This window comes from Echinicola arenosa, assembly GCF_014841125.1.
Lineage (GTDB): Bacteria > Bacteroidota > Bacteroidia > Cytophagales > Cyclobacteriaceae > Echinicola > Echinicola arenosa.
Genome location: NZ_JACYTQ010000001.1, coordinates 723,074 through 737,320, shown reverse-complemented (window position 1 = coordinate 737,320; position 14,247 = coordinate 723,074). Strand labels below are relative to the sequence as shown.

Below are 14,247 nucleotides of genomic sequence, written 5' to 3'. Positions count from 1 at the left end.
CTTAAACAGTTTGATAGTATTCTTGTAAAGATAGTGATATGACTTAAAATTCAAAGTGCTTTTTTCTGCTTATAGTCCTCGATATTCAACGACTTGTCACAGAAGGAGTACTCTTTAGCGTCGTTCGAGCCTACAAAAATAGTTCTGTTTTGCCCAAATTTTCCGACCAAATCAAGGTACCAATTGCTGCCTCTTTGATCAAGATTGGAAGTTGGTTCATCCAATATCAACAAAGGGGCTTCGGAAAAGAAACATAGCCCGAGTTTTAATCTCTGTTTCATCCCTGATGAAAAGTAGGAAACCTGTTTGTTTATGGCTTCATCCAGGTACATTTCTTTCACCATGTCTTCTGGAGACATTCCTGAAATGGGAGTTTTAAAACTAAAATGGAAAGTGAGCAACTCTTTTAGGCTGAACTCTTCGGGCAATTCCATATAAGGCGCACTGATGACAAGTTTTTGGTAAATGTCCGCGTCAGATACAGGTTGTCCTTCAAAACTATAGGAGATGGATCCTTCTGTAAGTGGATTGGTTCCGGCAAGGCATTTTAAAAAAGTGGACTTGCCGGAACCATTGCTGCCAGTAATGGCAATTTTACTGTTGGCTTCTACAAGAAGGTCTAGGTTTCTAAAAATCCAGTCATACTGAAAGCGTTTGGCTGCTTTGTTAAACCTGATTTCCAACATGTATTAATTGATATATCCTTTCATAACTCCTCTTTCGGAGGATCTGATAAAGTTGACGATTTCATCTCTTTCCTTAGTGGCAGGCAGGTTGATTTCTATTTCTTCGAGTGCCCTGCTATTGTTGAGGCTATTCAAGAAAAGGTAACGATAAACTTCCTGGATATGGCTAATGGACTCGCTGGTAAAGCCTCTTCTTCTCAAACCCAAAGAGTTAACCCCGGCATAGCTCAAAGGTTCTCTGGCGGCTTTGGTGAAAGGAGGGACATCTTTTCTGACCAAGGATCCCCCAGAAATCATGGCATGCATGCCGATTTTTACAAACTGATGGATTGCACTGCTTCCTCCAACAATTGCCCAGTCGTCAATCGAAACGTGCCCTGCTACTTGAACGGTGTTGGCTATAATTACATTGTCTCCGACTACACAGTCGTGAGCGATGTGCACATAAGCCATAAGCAAGCAATTACTGCCAATTTTAGTGACCCTTTTATCTATAGTTCCTCTGCTGATGGTGACACATTCACGGATAGTCGTGTTGTCTCCAATTTCAACGGTGGATTCTTCACCTTGAAACTTGAGGTCTTGAGGAATTCCAGCAATAACGGCCCCTGGAAAAATCTTGCAGTTTTTGCCGATTTTTGTTCCTGGAAAAATAGTGACATTGGAACCGATCCAAGTGCCTTCTCCAATTTCTACATCCTCATGAACCACCGTAAAGGGATCGATAGTGACGTTCTCACCTATCTTGGTATTTTCATGTATTTGAGATAGCTTACTTATCATGCGTCTTTTCTTACAATGCTAGCAGTCATTACGGCTTCACAAACCAATGTGTTTCCAACATAGGCTTCACCTTTCATTTTGGCAATCCCTCTTCTGATTGGGGACAATAATTCACATTTGAAGACCAGGGTATCACCTGGCAATACCATTTTTCTGAATTTACAGCTTTCAATCCCCAAGAAGTAGGTCCAATAATTCTCTGGATCTTCCACAGTGCTCAACACAAGAATTCCTCCAGTTTGCGCCATGGCTTCTACTTGTAATACTCCAGGCATTACCGGATTGTTTGGAAAATGGCCCATAAAAAACGGTTCGTTGATCGTTACGTTCTTTACACCAGCGACTACGGTATCATCAAGATAGATGATTTTATCCAATAACTGAAAAGGATACCTGTGGGGAAGGATATTCCCGATTTGGTTAATGTCCAACACAGGAGGGAGCTTGGGGTCATAGTGTGGAATATGGCTCGGTCCCACCTTTTCCATGGCTCTTTTGAGCTTTTTGGCAAATGCCACATTGGCGGCATGTCCAGGTCTGGCCGCTAAAATCTGGGCTTTCAGGGGTCTTCCTACCAAAGCCAAGTCTCCTACCACATCCAGCAATTTGTGTCTGGCAGGTTCGTTTTTATAACGCAGCTCCACATTGTTGAGGATGCCTTCTTTTCTCACCTCCACTTGAGGCTTATTGAACATTTTTGCCAAACCTTCCAATTCCTCGTCAGTGACTACTCTGTCCACCACCACAATAGCGTTGTTTAAATCACCTCCCTGAATCAGGTTTTGCTTGTAAAGCATTTCCAATTCATGAAGGAAACAGAAAGTTCTACAAGAAGCAATTTCTGATTTGAACTGACTAATGTCCATGATGGAAGCATGCTGACTGCCCAAAACAGGAGAGTTGTAGTCCACCATGACGGTTACCCTGTAGTCATCCAGTGGCAAAGCAGCCATTTCTACTTCTCTGGCAGAGTCTCTGTAATGAATGCTTTCTGGGACTTCGAAGAATCTTCTAAGAGCGTTTTGCTCTTGTAGCCCAGCGTCTTCTAAAATATTGATAAACTGGATAGAGCTTCCATCCATAATCGGAGGCTCAGGTCCGTCTAACTGAATCAGTACGTTATCGATTTCCAAACCGACCAATGCGGCCAATACATGTTCTACTGTATTGACTCTTGCACCACTCTGCTCTATAGTGGTTCCTCTGGATACATCCACTACATTGTCAACGTCTGCGTCCACTATTGGAGAGCCTTCCAAGTCAATTCTTTGAAACTTGTATCCGTGGTTTGGTGGAGCAGGAACAAACGTCATATTGGCAACTACACCTGTGTGAAGACCAACACCGGAAACGGTTACCTGCTTTCCTATGGTATGCTGTTTAACTTTCATCAATGATGTTTTTTGGGCATCTTTTTATTCTGCCCACAAATTTATTGTTTTTTTTCCAGTTCTTTAATTTTGTTCTGCAGAGATGGGAGATTTTTAAAAATGGAGTAGGATCTCAAGAATTCTTTCATTTCAAATCCCATATATCCAAAAATCGTTTGTCCTGATTTGGTGATGGATTTGCTAATACCTGTTTTAGCACCTATGGTAGTGTTATCAGCTATTTTTAAATGGCCGATTATGCCTACTTGCCCTGCAATGATACAATTTTTTCCGATTTCTGTGGATCCAGAAATTCCGGATTGTGCTGCAATGACTGTATTCTCTCCAATGATGACATTGTGCGCAATCTGCACAAGGTTATCGATTTTAACGCCCTTTTTGATAATGGTTGACCCCATGGTGGCACAGTCTATCGTGCTGTTAGAACCAATGCTCACTTTATCTTCGATAATCACATTGCCGAGCTGAGGGATGTTTTTGTAGGTTTTGTCCTCCTGCGGAGCAAAACCAAAACCGTCTGCGCCAATGACAACATTAGGGTGGATTTCACAGTCATTCCCAATGATTGTATCCTTATAGATTTTGGCGCCAGCATGAATAATGCAACGATCTCCAATCTGAACATTGTCTCCAATATATGCCTGACCATAGATACTTACTTGGTCACCGATTTTACAGTTTTTACTAATATAACTGAAAGCAGCTCTATAACCTCCCTCTCCCATTTTGCTGGAATCATCCATGTAAGAAGGTTGCTCCACTCCCACCTTTGACTGTTTGGTAAATTGTGCGTAAGCCTCCAAAAGCTGTGTAAATGCGGAATAGGGGTCTTTTACCCTGATTAGGGTGGTGGTTATAGGCTTGACAGGTTCAAAGTCAAGGGAAACAATTACTGCAGATGATGAAGTAGTATAAATATAAGGCTCGTACTTGAGATTGGACAAAAAACTGATCCCGCCTGTTTTACCTTCTTGGATCTTGTCAAGTCTGCTGACTTTTTGGGAGCCATCTCCTTCTATTTTTCCACTTAAGAGCTCTGCAATCTGACTGACGGTAAATTCCATGCATTTAAAATTATATTACCGCAAAGTTAAATTTTTAGCCCGACAAGCATAGTACTTTTTGACAATTTTGCTCATGGCTTTGATGTTGGGAAGGTCTGCTGCTTGGGCAACATCCATGACTTCTCCTTTTTTGGTCAGGATCAATACTTTTTCTTTGGCTACATAGGCATAGTTGGAGATGGAGCCAGAAGACAAGAAATAAGGGAGCTCCTCAGTAGTGATTCCTAAGTCTTTGGTGACGGTTTGTTCCATTTCTTTCAAGTAACTTTCTTCAAAAGGTACGTTGCTGAGTTTTATTTTAAATAAGTTCCGGGTCAAAAACATGTTTGAAATATTGCTGAGCACCAAGTCGTCATGTTTTTTCCAGATTTTGATCGCCCCCCAAATGTCAAAATCATCCAAGCTGGCAAAAATTTCCTGTAAGTCAGAAGAATTTTGGAAATCCGTTAAGGTGAAATTGTTTTGGAGCATATACTTGAAGGCTTCAGAACCTTCCAATTGGGTGCCTGACTGCTGCAGGTCTTTGGCTCTGGTAATCAGATTGATGAGCATTTTTTCGGCGCTGACCGTGGTTTTATGTAAATAAACCTGCCAGTACATCAGTCTTCTTGCGCTAAGGAAATTTTCTATACTGTAAAGTCCTTTTTCCTCCACGACGATTTGATCATCTTTGATATTCATCATTTTGATAATCCTGTCAGCACCAATCGTACCTTCTGACACACCTGTAAAGAAACAGTCCCTTTGGAGGTAATCCAGTCGGTCAATATCCAACTGGCTGGAAACCAGTTGGTGAAAGAATTTTCGCTCATAATTATTCTTAAAAATTCTTAAAGAGAGATCTAATTGGCCGTTAAATTGATTATTTAAAGACTCCATGAGCAATAAGGAAAGTGACTCATGAGGAATACCTTTCAACAAGGTGTATTCCAAAGCATGGGAAAAAGGCCCATGTCCAATGTCATGAAGTAAAATGGCGATGAGGGAAGCTTCATATTCCTGATCACTTATTTCATGGCCTTTGTTTCGTAGGTTGTCCAAAGTAATGCTCATCAAGTGCATGGCACCGATGGCATGATGGAACCTGGTATGAAGGGCACCGGGGTAGACCAAGTCAGTTAAACCAAGTTGTTTGATCCTCCGTAACCTCTGGAAAAATGGATGGTCGATTATGTTGTAAATCAACTCACTGGGAATGGTGATAAAACCATAAACAGGGTCGTTAAGTATTTTGTGGCTTTTCAATTGCCTAAGAATTAGTTGATAGAAATCAAAAGTAATTATAAATTTATAAGATTTAAACCTCAAAAGATGCAAAAATTTAAAATTCTCTGGGCTGATGATGAGATCGATTTGTTGAAGCCTCACATTATGTTCCTAGAGCAAAAAGGATATGACATCACTACTGTAAACAGTGGTAATGATGCCATAGAAAAAGTAGAATCATCCAATTACGATGTGATTTTTTTAGATGAAATGATGCCGGGAATGACAGGTTTGGAGACACTGCAGCAGGTGAAAATCCTCAAGCCACAAACCCCTGTTGTGATGATTACAAAGAGTGAGGAGGAGCATATTATGGATGATGCTATCGGAGGTAAAATCGCAGATTACCTGATCAAACCCATTAACCCAAACCAGATTTTGCTTTCGGTTAAGAAAATTCTTCAGAATAAACAGTTGATCAGTGAAAAGACCAATTTGTCCTATCAACAAGATTTTTCCAAGATCAGTATGGCCTACAATGATGCAATTGATCATGCAGAATGGGCAGATATTTACAAACGTCTGACTTATTGGGAACTTGAAATAGACAAGACAGAGAATAAAAGTATGCAGGAGGTTTTGGATACCCAGAAAGCAGAAGCCAATGCCAACTTTGCCAAGTTTATTAAGGACAATTATTTGGATTGGTTGAATGATGCGGATTCAGATAAGCCCATTTTGTCACATAGGGTGATGAAGGAGAAGGTCTTTCCTGTTTTGGAGGGAAGTGATAAACCTTTGTTTTTTGTGGTGATAGATAACTTGAGGCTGGATCAGTGGGAGATTATTGAGCCAATTTTGAGTGATTATTTCAATGTGAAGTCAGAAGATACCTATTATAGTATTTTGCCTACCACTACAGCTTATGCCAGAAATGCGCTTTTTAGTGGTATGATGCCCTTGGACATGGCAAGATTTCACCCGGATTTGTGGGAAGGGGAGGATACTGATGAAGGTAAAAATAACAATGAAGCTGATTTTCTAAGGATAAATTTGCAAAAAAACAGGATTCAAGCAAAGTCCAGTTACCACAAGATTCTCCAAGCTAGCCAAGGAAAATCAGTATTGGATCAGTTTTCTAATTTGATGAACAATGATTTGAATGTTTTGGTCTATAATTTTGTAGATATGATGTCCCATGCCAGAACGGACATGAAAATGATTAGAGAGTTGGCACCCGACGAATCAGCTTATCGTTCCATTACCGAAAGTTGGTTTCTACATAGTTCACTTTTTGAGTTGTTTAAGAAAGTCAGCGAATCAGGATGTGAAGTAATTGTAACTACCGATCATGGTACCAAAAAAGTAAATAGGCCTTATAAAATCATAGGTGACAGAAAAGTGACCACCAACTTAAGGTACAAGCAAGGGAAGAACCTGAACTTTGAATCAGGGAAGGTTTTTGAGATTGCCAGACCGGAAGATGCCAAGTTGCCTCGCTTTAATGTGTCCACAAGTTATGTTTTTGCAGTAGAAGATTATTTCTTTGCATATCCGAACAATTACAATTATTATGTAAATTACTACAAAGATACTTTCCAACATGGAGGGGTTTCTTTGGAGGAAGTGATTGTTCCTATTATGCATCTGTCACCAAAGCAGTATTAGAAGAGCTTGAAGAAAATTATTTGTGAAGACATCAATGAGCTGCCCTCAGTAGCCAAGGAAGTTATTGAAGATTGTAAGGGTGTGCCTGTATGGGTGTTCAAGGGGGATATGGGAGCAGGTAAGACGACACTTATCAAGGCTATTGCCAAAGAGTTTGGCGTGGGAGACCTGGTAAGTAGTCCTTCGTTTTCGATAATAAACGAATACCTTAACCATGAAGGGAAGACATTCTACCATTTCGATTTTTATCGAATTGAGAACCAAGAGGAAGTGTTGGAGATTGGAGTGGATGAATATTTTTATAGTGGAAATTATTGTTGGATAGAATGGGCTGAGAAAATCCCTGATTATCTTCCTGAGGAATTTTGCTTGATTTCAATTGAAGTTAATGAAGAAGGTTTTAGGGAGATGAGGATAAAAAGAATTTAAGATGGGCGCTAAAATGGCTGAAATTAGCAAAGAGGCTGGGATTTATCCCAAGGAAGCATTGGCTAGAGTAAAGACTTCTGATCATTCGGTTTTGGTCGGACTACCTAAGGAGAGTGAGCTACAGGAGAAAAGAGTAGTGCTTACTCCAGAGGCAGTTGCTTTATTGGTCAACAATAATCAACGGGTGATGGTGGAGTCTGGCGCGGGGAAACCGTCCAAATTTACAGATAAGGAGTATGCTGACGCAGGTGCCAAAGTAGTCTATTCAGCGAAGGAGGCCTTTGAAGCTGAAGTGGTGTTAAAGGTTGAACCACCCTCTGAGGAGGAGATTGATTACATGAAGCCTGGTAGCTGTTTGATTTCAGCCCTTCAGCTTGGAAAGCAAAACGCAGATTACATTCATACCCTCAATCGGAAAAAAATCACTGCTGTTTCATTTGAGCATTTGGAAGATAAAGTAGGCGGAATGCCTGTGGTGAGGGCCATGAGTGAAATTGCAGGAAGTACGGTGATGCTGATTGCTGCAGAATATTTGAGTAGTTCAAAATCAGGAGGGAAAGGTTTGATTCTTGGAGGCATCACTGGAGTTCCTCCTACCAATGTAGTGATTATTGGAGCGGGAACGGTAGCCGAATATGCTGCTAGGACTGGGTTAGGATTAGGGGCAAATATTAAGATTTTTGATAATCACCTTTATAAGCTGAGAAGGGTAAAGCAGTTGCTTGGCCAGCAAGTCTATACTTCCACTATCGATAATTATACATTAGGGGAAGCTTTGAAGGAAGCAGATGTGGTGATCGGGGCTTTGAGAGCAGAAAAAGGAAGGGCCAAGGTGGTGGTGTCGGAGGAAATGGTGGCCGCAATGATGCCTGGGAGTATTATGATCGATGTAAGTATCGATCAAGGGGGCTGTTTCGAAACCTCAAGGATGACCACCCATGATCACCCTGTATTTACTTTATATGATGTGATTCATTATTGTGTGCCCAATATCGCTTCCAGAGTTTGCCGCACGGCCTCAGTGTCCCTGAGTAATATTTTTACACCTATTTTACTTCAGATGGCTGACCACGGTGGAGCAGAGGAGATGATTTTTAATTATAAATGGTTTATGAAGGGAGTGTACACTTATCGAGGAAGCTTAACAAATGCACACTTGGCTAGAAAATTCCAGATGAATCATAAAGAACTCCAATTGCTGTTGGCAGCCAGGTATTGATTAAGATCCGGGGTTTTTAAAATATTTCTTTTCGGGATTAGGAAAGCAGTTTTTGCCTTAGCAAAAATTCAAGTTGTTCGTTTGCTTTAAGCAAGTCGTCGGTAAGCTTTTTATTCTCTTTTCTTAAAGAATATACTTCAAAAGCATTGTTGATCACTGTTTTCATATACTCTTCTTCCCATGGCTTGGTAAGGTAATGGTAAACCTGACCTTTATTGATTGCATCAATTACGGCCTGGATATCAGTGTACCCAGTCAGCAGGATACGGATTGGTTCAGGGTGCGTGGGAATCACTGAAGCCAAGAAGTCAACGCCGGTTTCTTCTGGCATTCTTTGGTCAGTAATAATAATGTCAATTTCATTGTTGTTAAGTATTTCCCGGCCTTTTTCAGCAGAAATGGCTAGATGGACTTTGTAATCTCTTCTAAAAGTAGCCTTAAAGGCTTGGAGGTTATTGTCTTCATCATCCACATACAAAATTCTTATTTTTTCTTTATCTGCGTCACTCATTTGAAGTAAAATGTTTTGGTTACTGCACAGCTGGTACTGTGAATAGCCGAGGTGGTCTTAATAAAATTGAAACAAACGGTATAATTAACGGTACAAATATATATCTAAAGATTTTTTCCAAGTCTAAAATAACAAAATCAATTGATTTTATTTGAGCTTGATAAATCAATTTTTTCGATTTTTCATTTATTTGTAACAGCAATAATATAACTTTACTTGCATTAATTACCTAAAAAGCGCCAACAAACTTAAATGATTTTAGAGAATATAGAAGGGGTAAATATTAATTACCAGGCCCTTGTTATGCCCGCAGCCTCCAAGAGTAGAGACAATAGCATTCTTTCACAACTTTTGGAAGATCCATCAATAGAGAAAATTGATCAGTTAGATGTCCAAGTAGCTGAATTAATCAAAATCAACAATCCAACAGAAAAGTTGACTTCCGAGGACTTGTCTCAAAGGGTCAATGACTACTTTTTGACTAATTCAAGAGATGGATATGGGAATTGGGTCTATTATCATTGGCGAAAGCAATTGATTCGGGTTTTGGAAAAAGAGGACTTTATCAATCTTCGGACGTCAAGAAACCGGTATAAAATCACTCAAGAAGAACAAGAATTATTATATACTAAAAAGATCGGAGTTATTGGACTTTCAGTGGGGCAGAGTGTGGCGCTTAGCTTGGCAATGGAAAGGTCATTTGGGGAATTAAGAATTGCGGACTTTGATACTCTCGAGCTGAGTAATGTCAATAGAATCAGGACTGGTCTTTATAGTTTAGGACTAAAGAAAGTTTGGGTGGTCTCTAGGGAAATAGCTGAGGTAGACCCATTCCTCAAAGTGGTGATTTATGATGAAGGAATTACCATTGAGAACATGGACGATTTTTTTGAAAGCGATGGAGGATTAGACTTGTTGGTTGAGGAGTGTGATAGCTTGCCAGTAAAAATTAGTAGTCGGATCAAAGCCAAGTCAATGGGAATTCCTGTGGTAATGGACACCAGTGACAGGGGCTTGATGGATATTGAACGGTTTGATTTAGAACCTGAACGACCTATTTTTCATGGTTTTTTGAAAAAGTTTGGAGAAGAGAGTAGATTAGCGGATAATTTAGTAGATAATTATAGGGAGATTTTATTATCAATTTTGCATTTTGAGCAATTATCAGAAAGATTAAAATTTAGCATGAGTGAAATTGGCAAGACCATTACTACTTGGCCCCAACTGGCTTCTTCTGTAATCATGGGAGGGGCAATGGGTGCACATTATTCTAGAATGATTCTACTAAATCAAGATGTTCCTTCCAAAAGGTTTTATGTTGATCTAGACGCTTTTATAAAGGAGTAGTAAAGGATGAGGGTCAGGATTAGGGCGGTGAGGTCCATTAGTGATAAAATTACTACGGATAAATACATCGACGGACATTTTTCAGTATTGGAGGCTTATGGAGTTACAAAGATCACTTCAGCTGATAGGTCTTGGGCTGAAAATCCAAATGTCTATCTGCTAGTAGTTGAGTCAGAAGATGGGACCAAGGTGTTTGGAGGAGGAAGGGTCCAGATCAAGAGTGGTCAATATAATTTGCCCTTGGAGCCTGCCATTATTGAGAAAGACACTAGGATCGTAGATTATATGTCCAAGTATGAAGGGCTGCAAGTGGCAGAGCTCTGTGGAGTTTGGAACTCCAAAGAGATTGCTGGCTACGGGATAGGTAGTATTTTTCTGATTAGGGCTGGTGTGGCAGTAGCTTCATTGCTTGACCTTGATTGCCTGATGGGCTTTTGTTCTCCTTTTACCTTGCAAAACTGCCAGAGACTTGGCTTTAAAATAATAGAGGATTTAGGTGATAATGGGACGTTTTTGTATCCCAAGGAAGGATTGATTGCGACAATTTTGGATATTAAGAACATAAGGGAACTGCCCAACGCAAAGTGCGATGAAAGAGAAAAAATATTTTATTTAAAAAATAATCCCGTTCATTCATCGGAGGAGACAAGTCCCAAAGGAGAATTTACGATATTGTATGATCTAAAGATATAGCCAACTTTTATGGAGTTATTTTATCAAGCAAGAACAGATTATCAAAAGCTAACCCTACTTAGCTTTTTTTTACTTTTATTGATGCTAAGCGGCTGCAGCGACAAACTCTCTGAAGCAAGAAAAAAAGAAGTCAAGGTAAACCATTATCAGCTATTGGATGTGACCAATGATGATATTGCCAATGCATCAGTGTTGGAAGAGTTTGATTCAAGTGTGAAGCTGGACCTGGGAATCCGTCAAGATACTGTTTTTGTCAAGGCAATAATCGGTCAAGATGGGCTGCTAAACTCAGAAGTTGGGACTGTTTTGGAAGTGAAAGGGCCGACAATTCGTTATTTGGAGGTCTTTGAGAAGGACTTCGATGGTGTTTTTAAGTCTCTGGGAATTGCAGGTACTTTTGTAGGTAAGGAAGGAAAACTGGATCAATTAAATCCTTATTTTGAAATTGATAAAAGTAAAACTGGAGAGTTTGTTTTTAAGGTATTTGCAGAAGAGCCCATATCATTCGAAACTTCTGTTTATGAAGTAGATGCTTTCAAGATGGTGGTGTCAAGAAGAATGATGCTGGCAAATATCTATGTTGGGATCATGCTGGCATTATTCCTTTATAACTTGATCCTTTATTTTTCCGTAAGGGATAAGGTATATTTGATATATTGTTGTTATACACTTTTTATCTCTTTGGCCCAGCTTTCACTTGCAGGCTATGCTTCGACTATTATTTTCAAATCCAATTATCGTCTTTACGAACAAAGCATTATCATCTTCTCCGCCCTGTCGGGGATTTTTGCAGTAATGTTTATTCGATCCTTCTTGAAGACCCGGCTTTTGATTCCAAAGCTGGATAAGGTTTTGATCTTTATTGGGGTGCTTTATTCAGTGATCTTGGTAGTGAGATTGCTGTCATTTATCGAGGTCAGCTACAAAATGACTGACTTGGCCGGTATGATGGTCGCTATTTTTTTCTTTTGTTCGGCTATTGTCACGGCTTGGAAAGGGTACCGTCCGGCAATATATTTTTTGGTTGCTTGGGCATTCTTTTTGTTTGGAGTGGTGATTTATGTTTTGAGAAACCAGGGGATAGAGCCATTGGGTGATCTTTCCAGTTATCCGATGCTTATTGGTACAGCAGTAGAAGCCATATTGCTTTCTTTGGCGTTGGCCAATCGAATTAATATATTGAAAAAAGAAAAGGAACAGCAGCAGCACGGAAAGCTAGAAGCGTTAAAAGAAAATGAAAGGTTAATCAAAGAACAGAATGTTATTTTAGAGGAAAAGGTTAAATTGAGAACCGAAGAGCTAGAACAGACTTTAAAGAACCTTCAGAATACGCAGACTCAATTGGTCAATCAAGAGAAAATGGCTTCTTTGGGTCAACTGACAGCAGGGATTGCACACGAGATAAATAATCCAATAAATTTTGTTAGCTCCAATATATCTCCTTTGAAAAGAGATGTGAAAGATGTTTTGGAAGTTGTGGATGCTTATCGAGAAAAGGGCAGGGAAGAGTTTTCTGAAAGTTCCAGAAAAGAACTTGAAGATTTGGAAGAAGATCTTGAGTTCGACTATTTGATAGAGGAGATTTCGATGCTTTTGAAAGGGATGGAAGATGGAGCTAAAAGGACGGTGGAAATAGTAAAGGGGCTTAGGCTCTTTTCTAGGGTGGATGAGCAGGATGTCAAAAAAGTGGATCTTCATGATGGTATCAACAGTACATTGGTTCTCCTCAACAGTACCATGGGTAATATAGAAGTGATCAAGACCTATGGTGAGATTCCAATGGTAGAATGCTTGGCTGGGAAAATCAATCAGGTATTTATGAATATCATTAGTAATGCTATTCAGGCATTATTGGAACAAGGTTCAATCAATAAGAATCCTGTCATCAATATCACCACATCCTCTAATGATTCCTCCGTGAAATTAGAGATTGAAGATAATGGGCCAGGAATGCCTGAGCATGTGAAGGAGAGGATTTTTGAGCCGTTTTTCACTACCAAAGCTGTGGGGAAAGGTACTGGTCTAGGCTTATCGATTGTTTATAAAATAATAGAAAATCACCAAGGTACATTGGATGTTTTTTCAGAAGAAGGGAAGGGGACCAAGTTTGTAATTATTTTGCCTATTTATCAAAAAACACCGAGAAATGAGCAGTAAGATTCATGTTTTGTATTTGGATGACGAGGATAATAACCTTAATTCCTTTAAAGCCAGTTTACGAAGGGATTTTAAGATTTACACAGCCCTAAATGCTGAAGAAGGATTGGAGGTGGCCCAAAATAATGAGATTCACGTAGTGATCGCTGACCAGAGAATGCCTGGCATGACAGGTGTCGAATTTTTTGAGAAATTAGTAAAGATAAAGCCAGATCCGATTAGGATATTGCTTACAGGATATTCAGATATTGCCAGTGTCATCGATGCCATCAATAAAGGTGAGGTGTATAGGTTTATTGATAAACCGTGGAATATCGAGCAGATTAAAAATGCTATCAAAACTGCGGCTGACATCTTTTTTACCAGGAGGGAGTTAAAGGAGAAGAATGCGAGGCTAGAAAAAATGCATTCTGAAATGAACCAGTTTGTTTATAGCCTATCCCATGAACTCAGGGGACCATTGATGAGCATTTCAGGTGTGTCTAAGCTTGCCAAAATGGAAAGTAATGACAGGACGATTTTGGAGTATTTTGAAATGATAGATTCTGCCACTGTAAAGTTGGATGATTTTATCTATAAGATGCTTGATTTTTATCGATCCACGAAGATTGACAACGTGGTTACTTCCATCAATTTTGAAGAGTTGTTGGCAGATCAATATGAGGCGTACAAAAGTAAGTGGGATATGAATGGAATCAATGTGGAGATATCTGTAGACCAGAATGAAAAGTTTGATTCCGATGAAGCGAAATTAAGGGTAGTGTTCAATAATTTGTTTGGTAATGCTTATAAGTTCCAGAATGAAGAGGCTACAGATAAGTTTATCAAGATTAATGTAGAGGTAGCAGACGGTTCAGCATTGATCAAAGTAGCTGATAACGGAATCGGTATAGATGAAAAATACCAAGAAGAAGTTTTTGATTTGTTTCACAGGGCAACGCAGAAAAATGTGGGCTCAGGAATAGGTTTGTATATGGTGAAGGAATCCGTGGAGCAATTGAAAGGAAAAATAGAATTGATATCAAGTCTAGGAAAAGGGACAGAGTTTCGGATTACCATCCCATCATTATAGAAAAAACAGCCCCGATCGGGG

General features: G+C 39.7%; 13 protein-coding genes. 7 read left to right on the top strand and 6 right to left on the bottom strand.

What is annotated here, in order from left to right:
* Nucleotides 1-50: 50 nt before the first annotated feature.
* The 5 genes from IFO69_RS02825 to IFO69_RS02805 are packed head-to-tail and all read right to left on the bottom strand — an operon-like array spanning nucleotide 51 to nucleotide 5,169.
* On the bottom strand, nucleotides 51-686 hold the full coding sequence (locus IFO69_RS02825; protein WP_192008037.1) for an ABC transporter ATP-binding protein: 636 nt from the start codon (nucleotides 684-686) through the stop codon (nucleotides 51-53).
* Nucleotides 687-689: 3 nt separating this feature from the next.
* On the bottom strand, nucleotides 690-1,469 hold the full coding sequence (gene lpxA, locus IFO69_RS02820) for an acyl-ACP--UDP-N-acetylglucosamine O-acyltransferase (RefSeq protein WP_192008031.1): 780 nt from the start codon (nucleotides 1,467-1,469) through the stop codon (nucleotides 690-692).
* Nucleotides 1,466-2,860 (bottom strand): bifunctional UDP-3-O-[3-hydroxymyristoyl] N-acetylglucosamine deacetylase/3-hydroxyacyl-ACP dehydratase, encoded by a 1,395-nt coding sequence (locus tag IFO69_RS02815; RefSeq protein ID WP_192008029.1) that lies wholly within the window; start codon nucleotides 2,858-2,860, stop codon nucleotides 1,466-1,468. The genes lpxA and IFO69_RS02815 overlap by 4 nt, the downstream gene beginning before the upstream one ends.
* Before the next feature lie 41 nt (nucleotides 2,861-2,901).
* On the bottom strand, nucleotides 2,902-3,924 hold the full coding sequence (gene lpxD / locus IFO69_RS02810) for a UDP-3-O-(3-hydroxymyristoyl)glucosamine N-acyltransferase (RefSeq protein ID WP_192008027.1): 1,023 nt from the start codon (nucleotides 3,922-3,924) through the stop codon (nucleotides 2,902-2,904).
* A gap of 15 nt (nucleotides 3,925-3,939) precedes the next feature.
* Complete coding sequence (locus IFO69_RS02805) at nucleotides 3,940-5,169, bottom strand: HD domain-containing protein (RefSeq protein ID WP_192008025.1); 1,230 nt, start codon at nucleotides 5,167-5,169, stop codon at nucleotides 3,940-3,942.
* Between the two features lie 66 nt (nucleotides 5,170-5,235).
* Here IFO69_RS02805 and porX point away from each other — a divergent pair, with 66 nt between their 5' ends.
* From porX to IFO69_RS02790, 3 genes are read left to right on the top strand one after another with little or no spacing between them, the layout of a single operon-like run.
* A complete protein-coding gene (gene porX, locus IFO69_RS02800; protein WP_192008023.1) occupies nucleotides 5,236-6,798 on the top strand; it encodes a T9SS response regulator signal transducer PorX in 1,563 nt (520 codons plus the stop codon).
* 6 nt (nucleotides 6,799-6,804) lie between these two features.
* Nucleotides 6,805-7,227: a tRNA (adenosine(37)-N6)-threonylcarbamoyltransferase complex ATPase subunit type 1 TsaE gene (tsaE, locus tag IFO69_RS02795; RefSeq protein WP_192008021.1), complete on the top strand. Its 423-nt coding sequence runs from the start codon at nucleotides 6,805-6,807 to the stop codon at nucleotides 7,225-7,227.
* A 1-nt stretch (nucleotide 7,228) separates the two neighbouring features.
* A complete protein-coding gene (locus IFO69_RS02790) occupies nucleotides 7,229-8,446 on the top strand; it encodes an alanine dehydrogenase (protein ID WP_192008014.1) in 1,218 nt (405 codons plus the stop codon).
* 37 nt (nucleotides 8,447-8,483) lie between these two features.
* Here IFO69_RS02790 and IFO69_RS02785 read toward each other — a convergent pair whose 3' ends face one another.
* Nucleotides 8,484-8,957: a response regulator gene (locus IFO69_RS02785; RefSeq protein ID WP_192008012.1), complete on the bottom strand. Its 474-nt coding sequence runs from the start codon at nucleotides 8,955-8,957 to the stop codon at nucleotides 8,484-8,486.
* A 252-nt stretch (nucleotides 8,958-9,209) separates the two neighbouring features.
* Here IFO69_RS02785 and IFO69_RS02780 point away from each other — a divergent pair, with 252 nt between their 5' ends.
* From IFO69_RS02780 to IFO69_RS02765, 4 genes are read left to right on the top strand one after another with little or no spacing between them, the layout of a single operon-like run.
* Entirely contained in the window at nucleotides 9,210-10,304 is a 1,095-nt protein-coding gene (locus IFO69_RS02780) for a ThiF family adenylyltransferase (protein ID WP_192008010.1), read from the top strand.
* Between the two features lie 6 nt (nucleotides 10,305-10,310).
* Entirely contained in the window at nucleotides 10,311-10,997 is a 687-nt protein-coding gene (locus IFO69_RS02775) for a hypothetical protein (protein ID WP_192008001.1), read from the top strand.
* 9 nt (nucleotides 10,998-11,006) lie between these two features.
* Nucleotides 11,007-13,154 (top strand): 7TM diverse intracellular signaling domain-containing protein, encoded by a 2,148-nt coding sequence (locus tag IFO69_RS02770; protein ID WP_192007998.1) that lies wholly within the window; start codon nucleotides 11,007-11,009, stop codon nucleotides 13,152-13,154.
* Nucleotides 13,144-14,226 (top strand): hybrid sensor histidine kinase/response regulator, encoded by a 1,083-nt coding sequence (locus tag IFO69_RS02765; RefSeq protein WP_192007996.1) that lies wholly within the window; start codon nucleotides 13,144-13,146, stop codon nucleotides 14,224-14,226. The genes IFO69_RS02770 and IFO69_RS02765 overlap by 11 nt, the downstream gene beginning before the upstream one ends.
* Nucleotides 14,227-14,247: the final 21 nt, after the last annotated feature.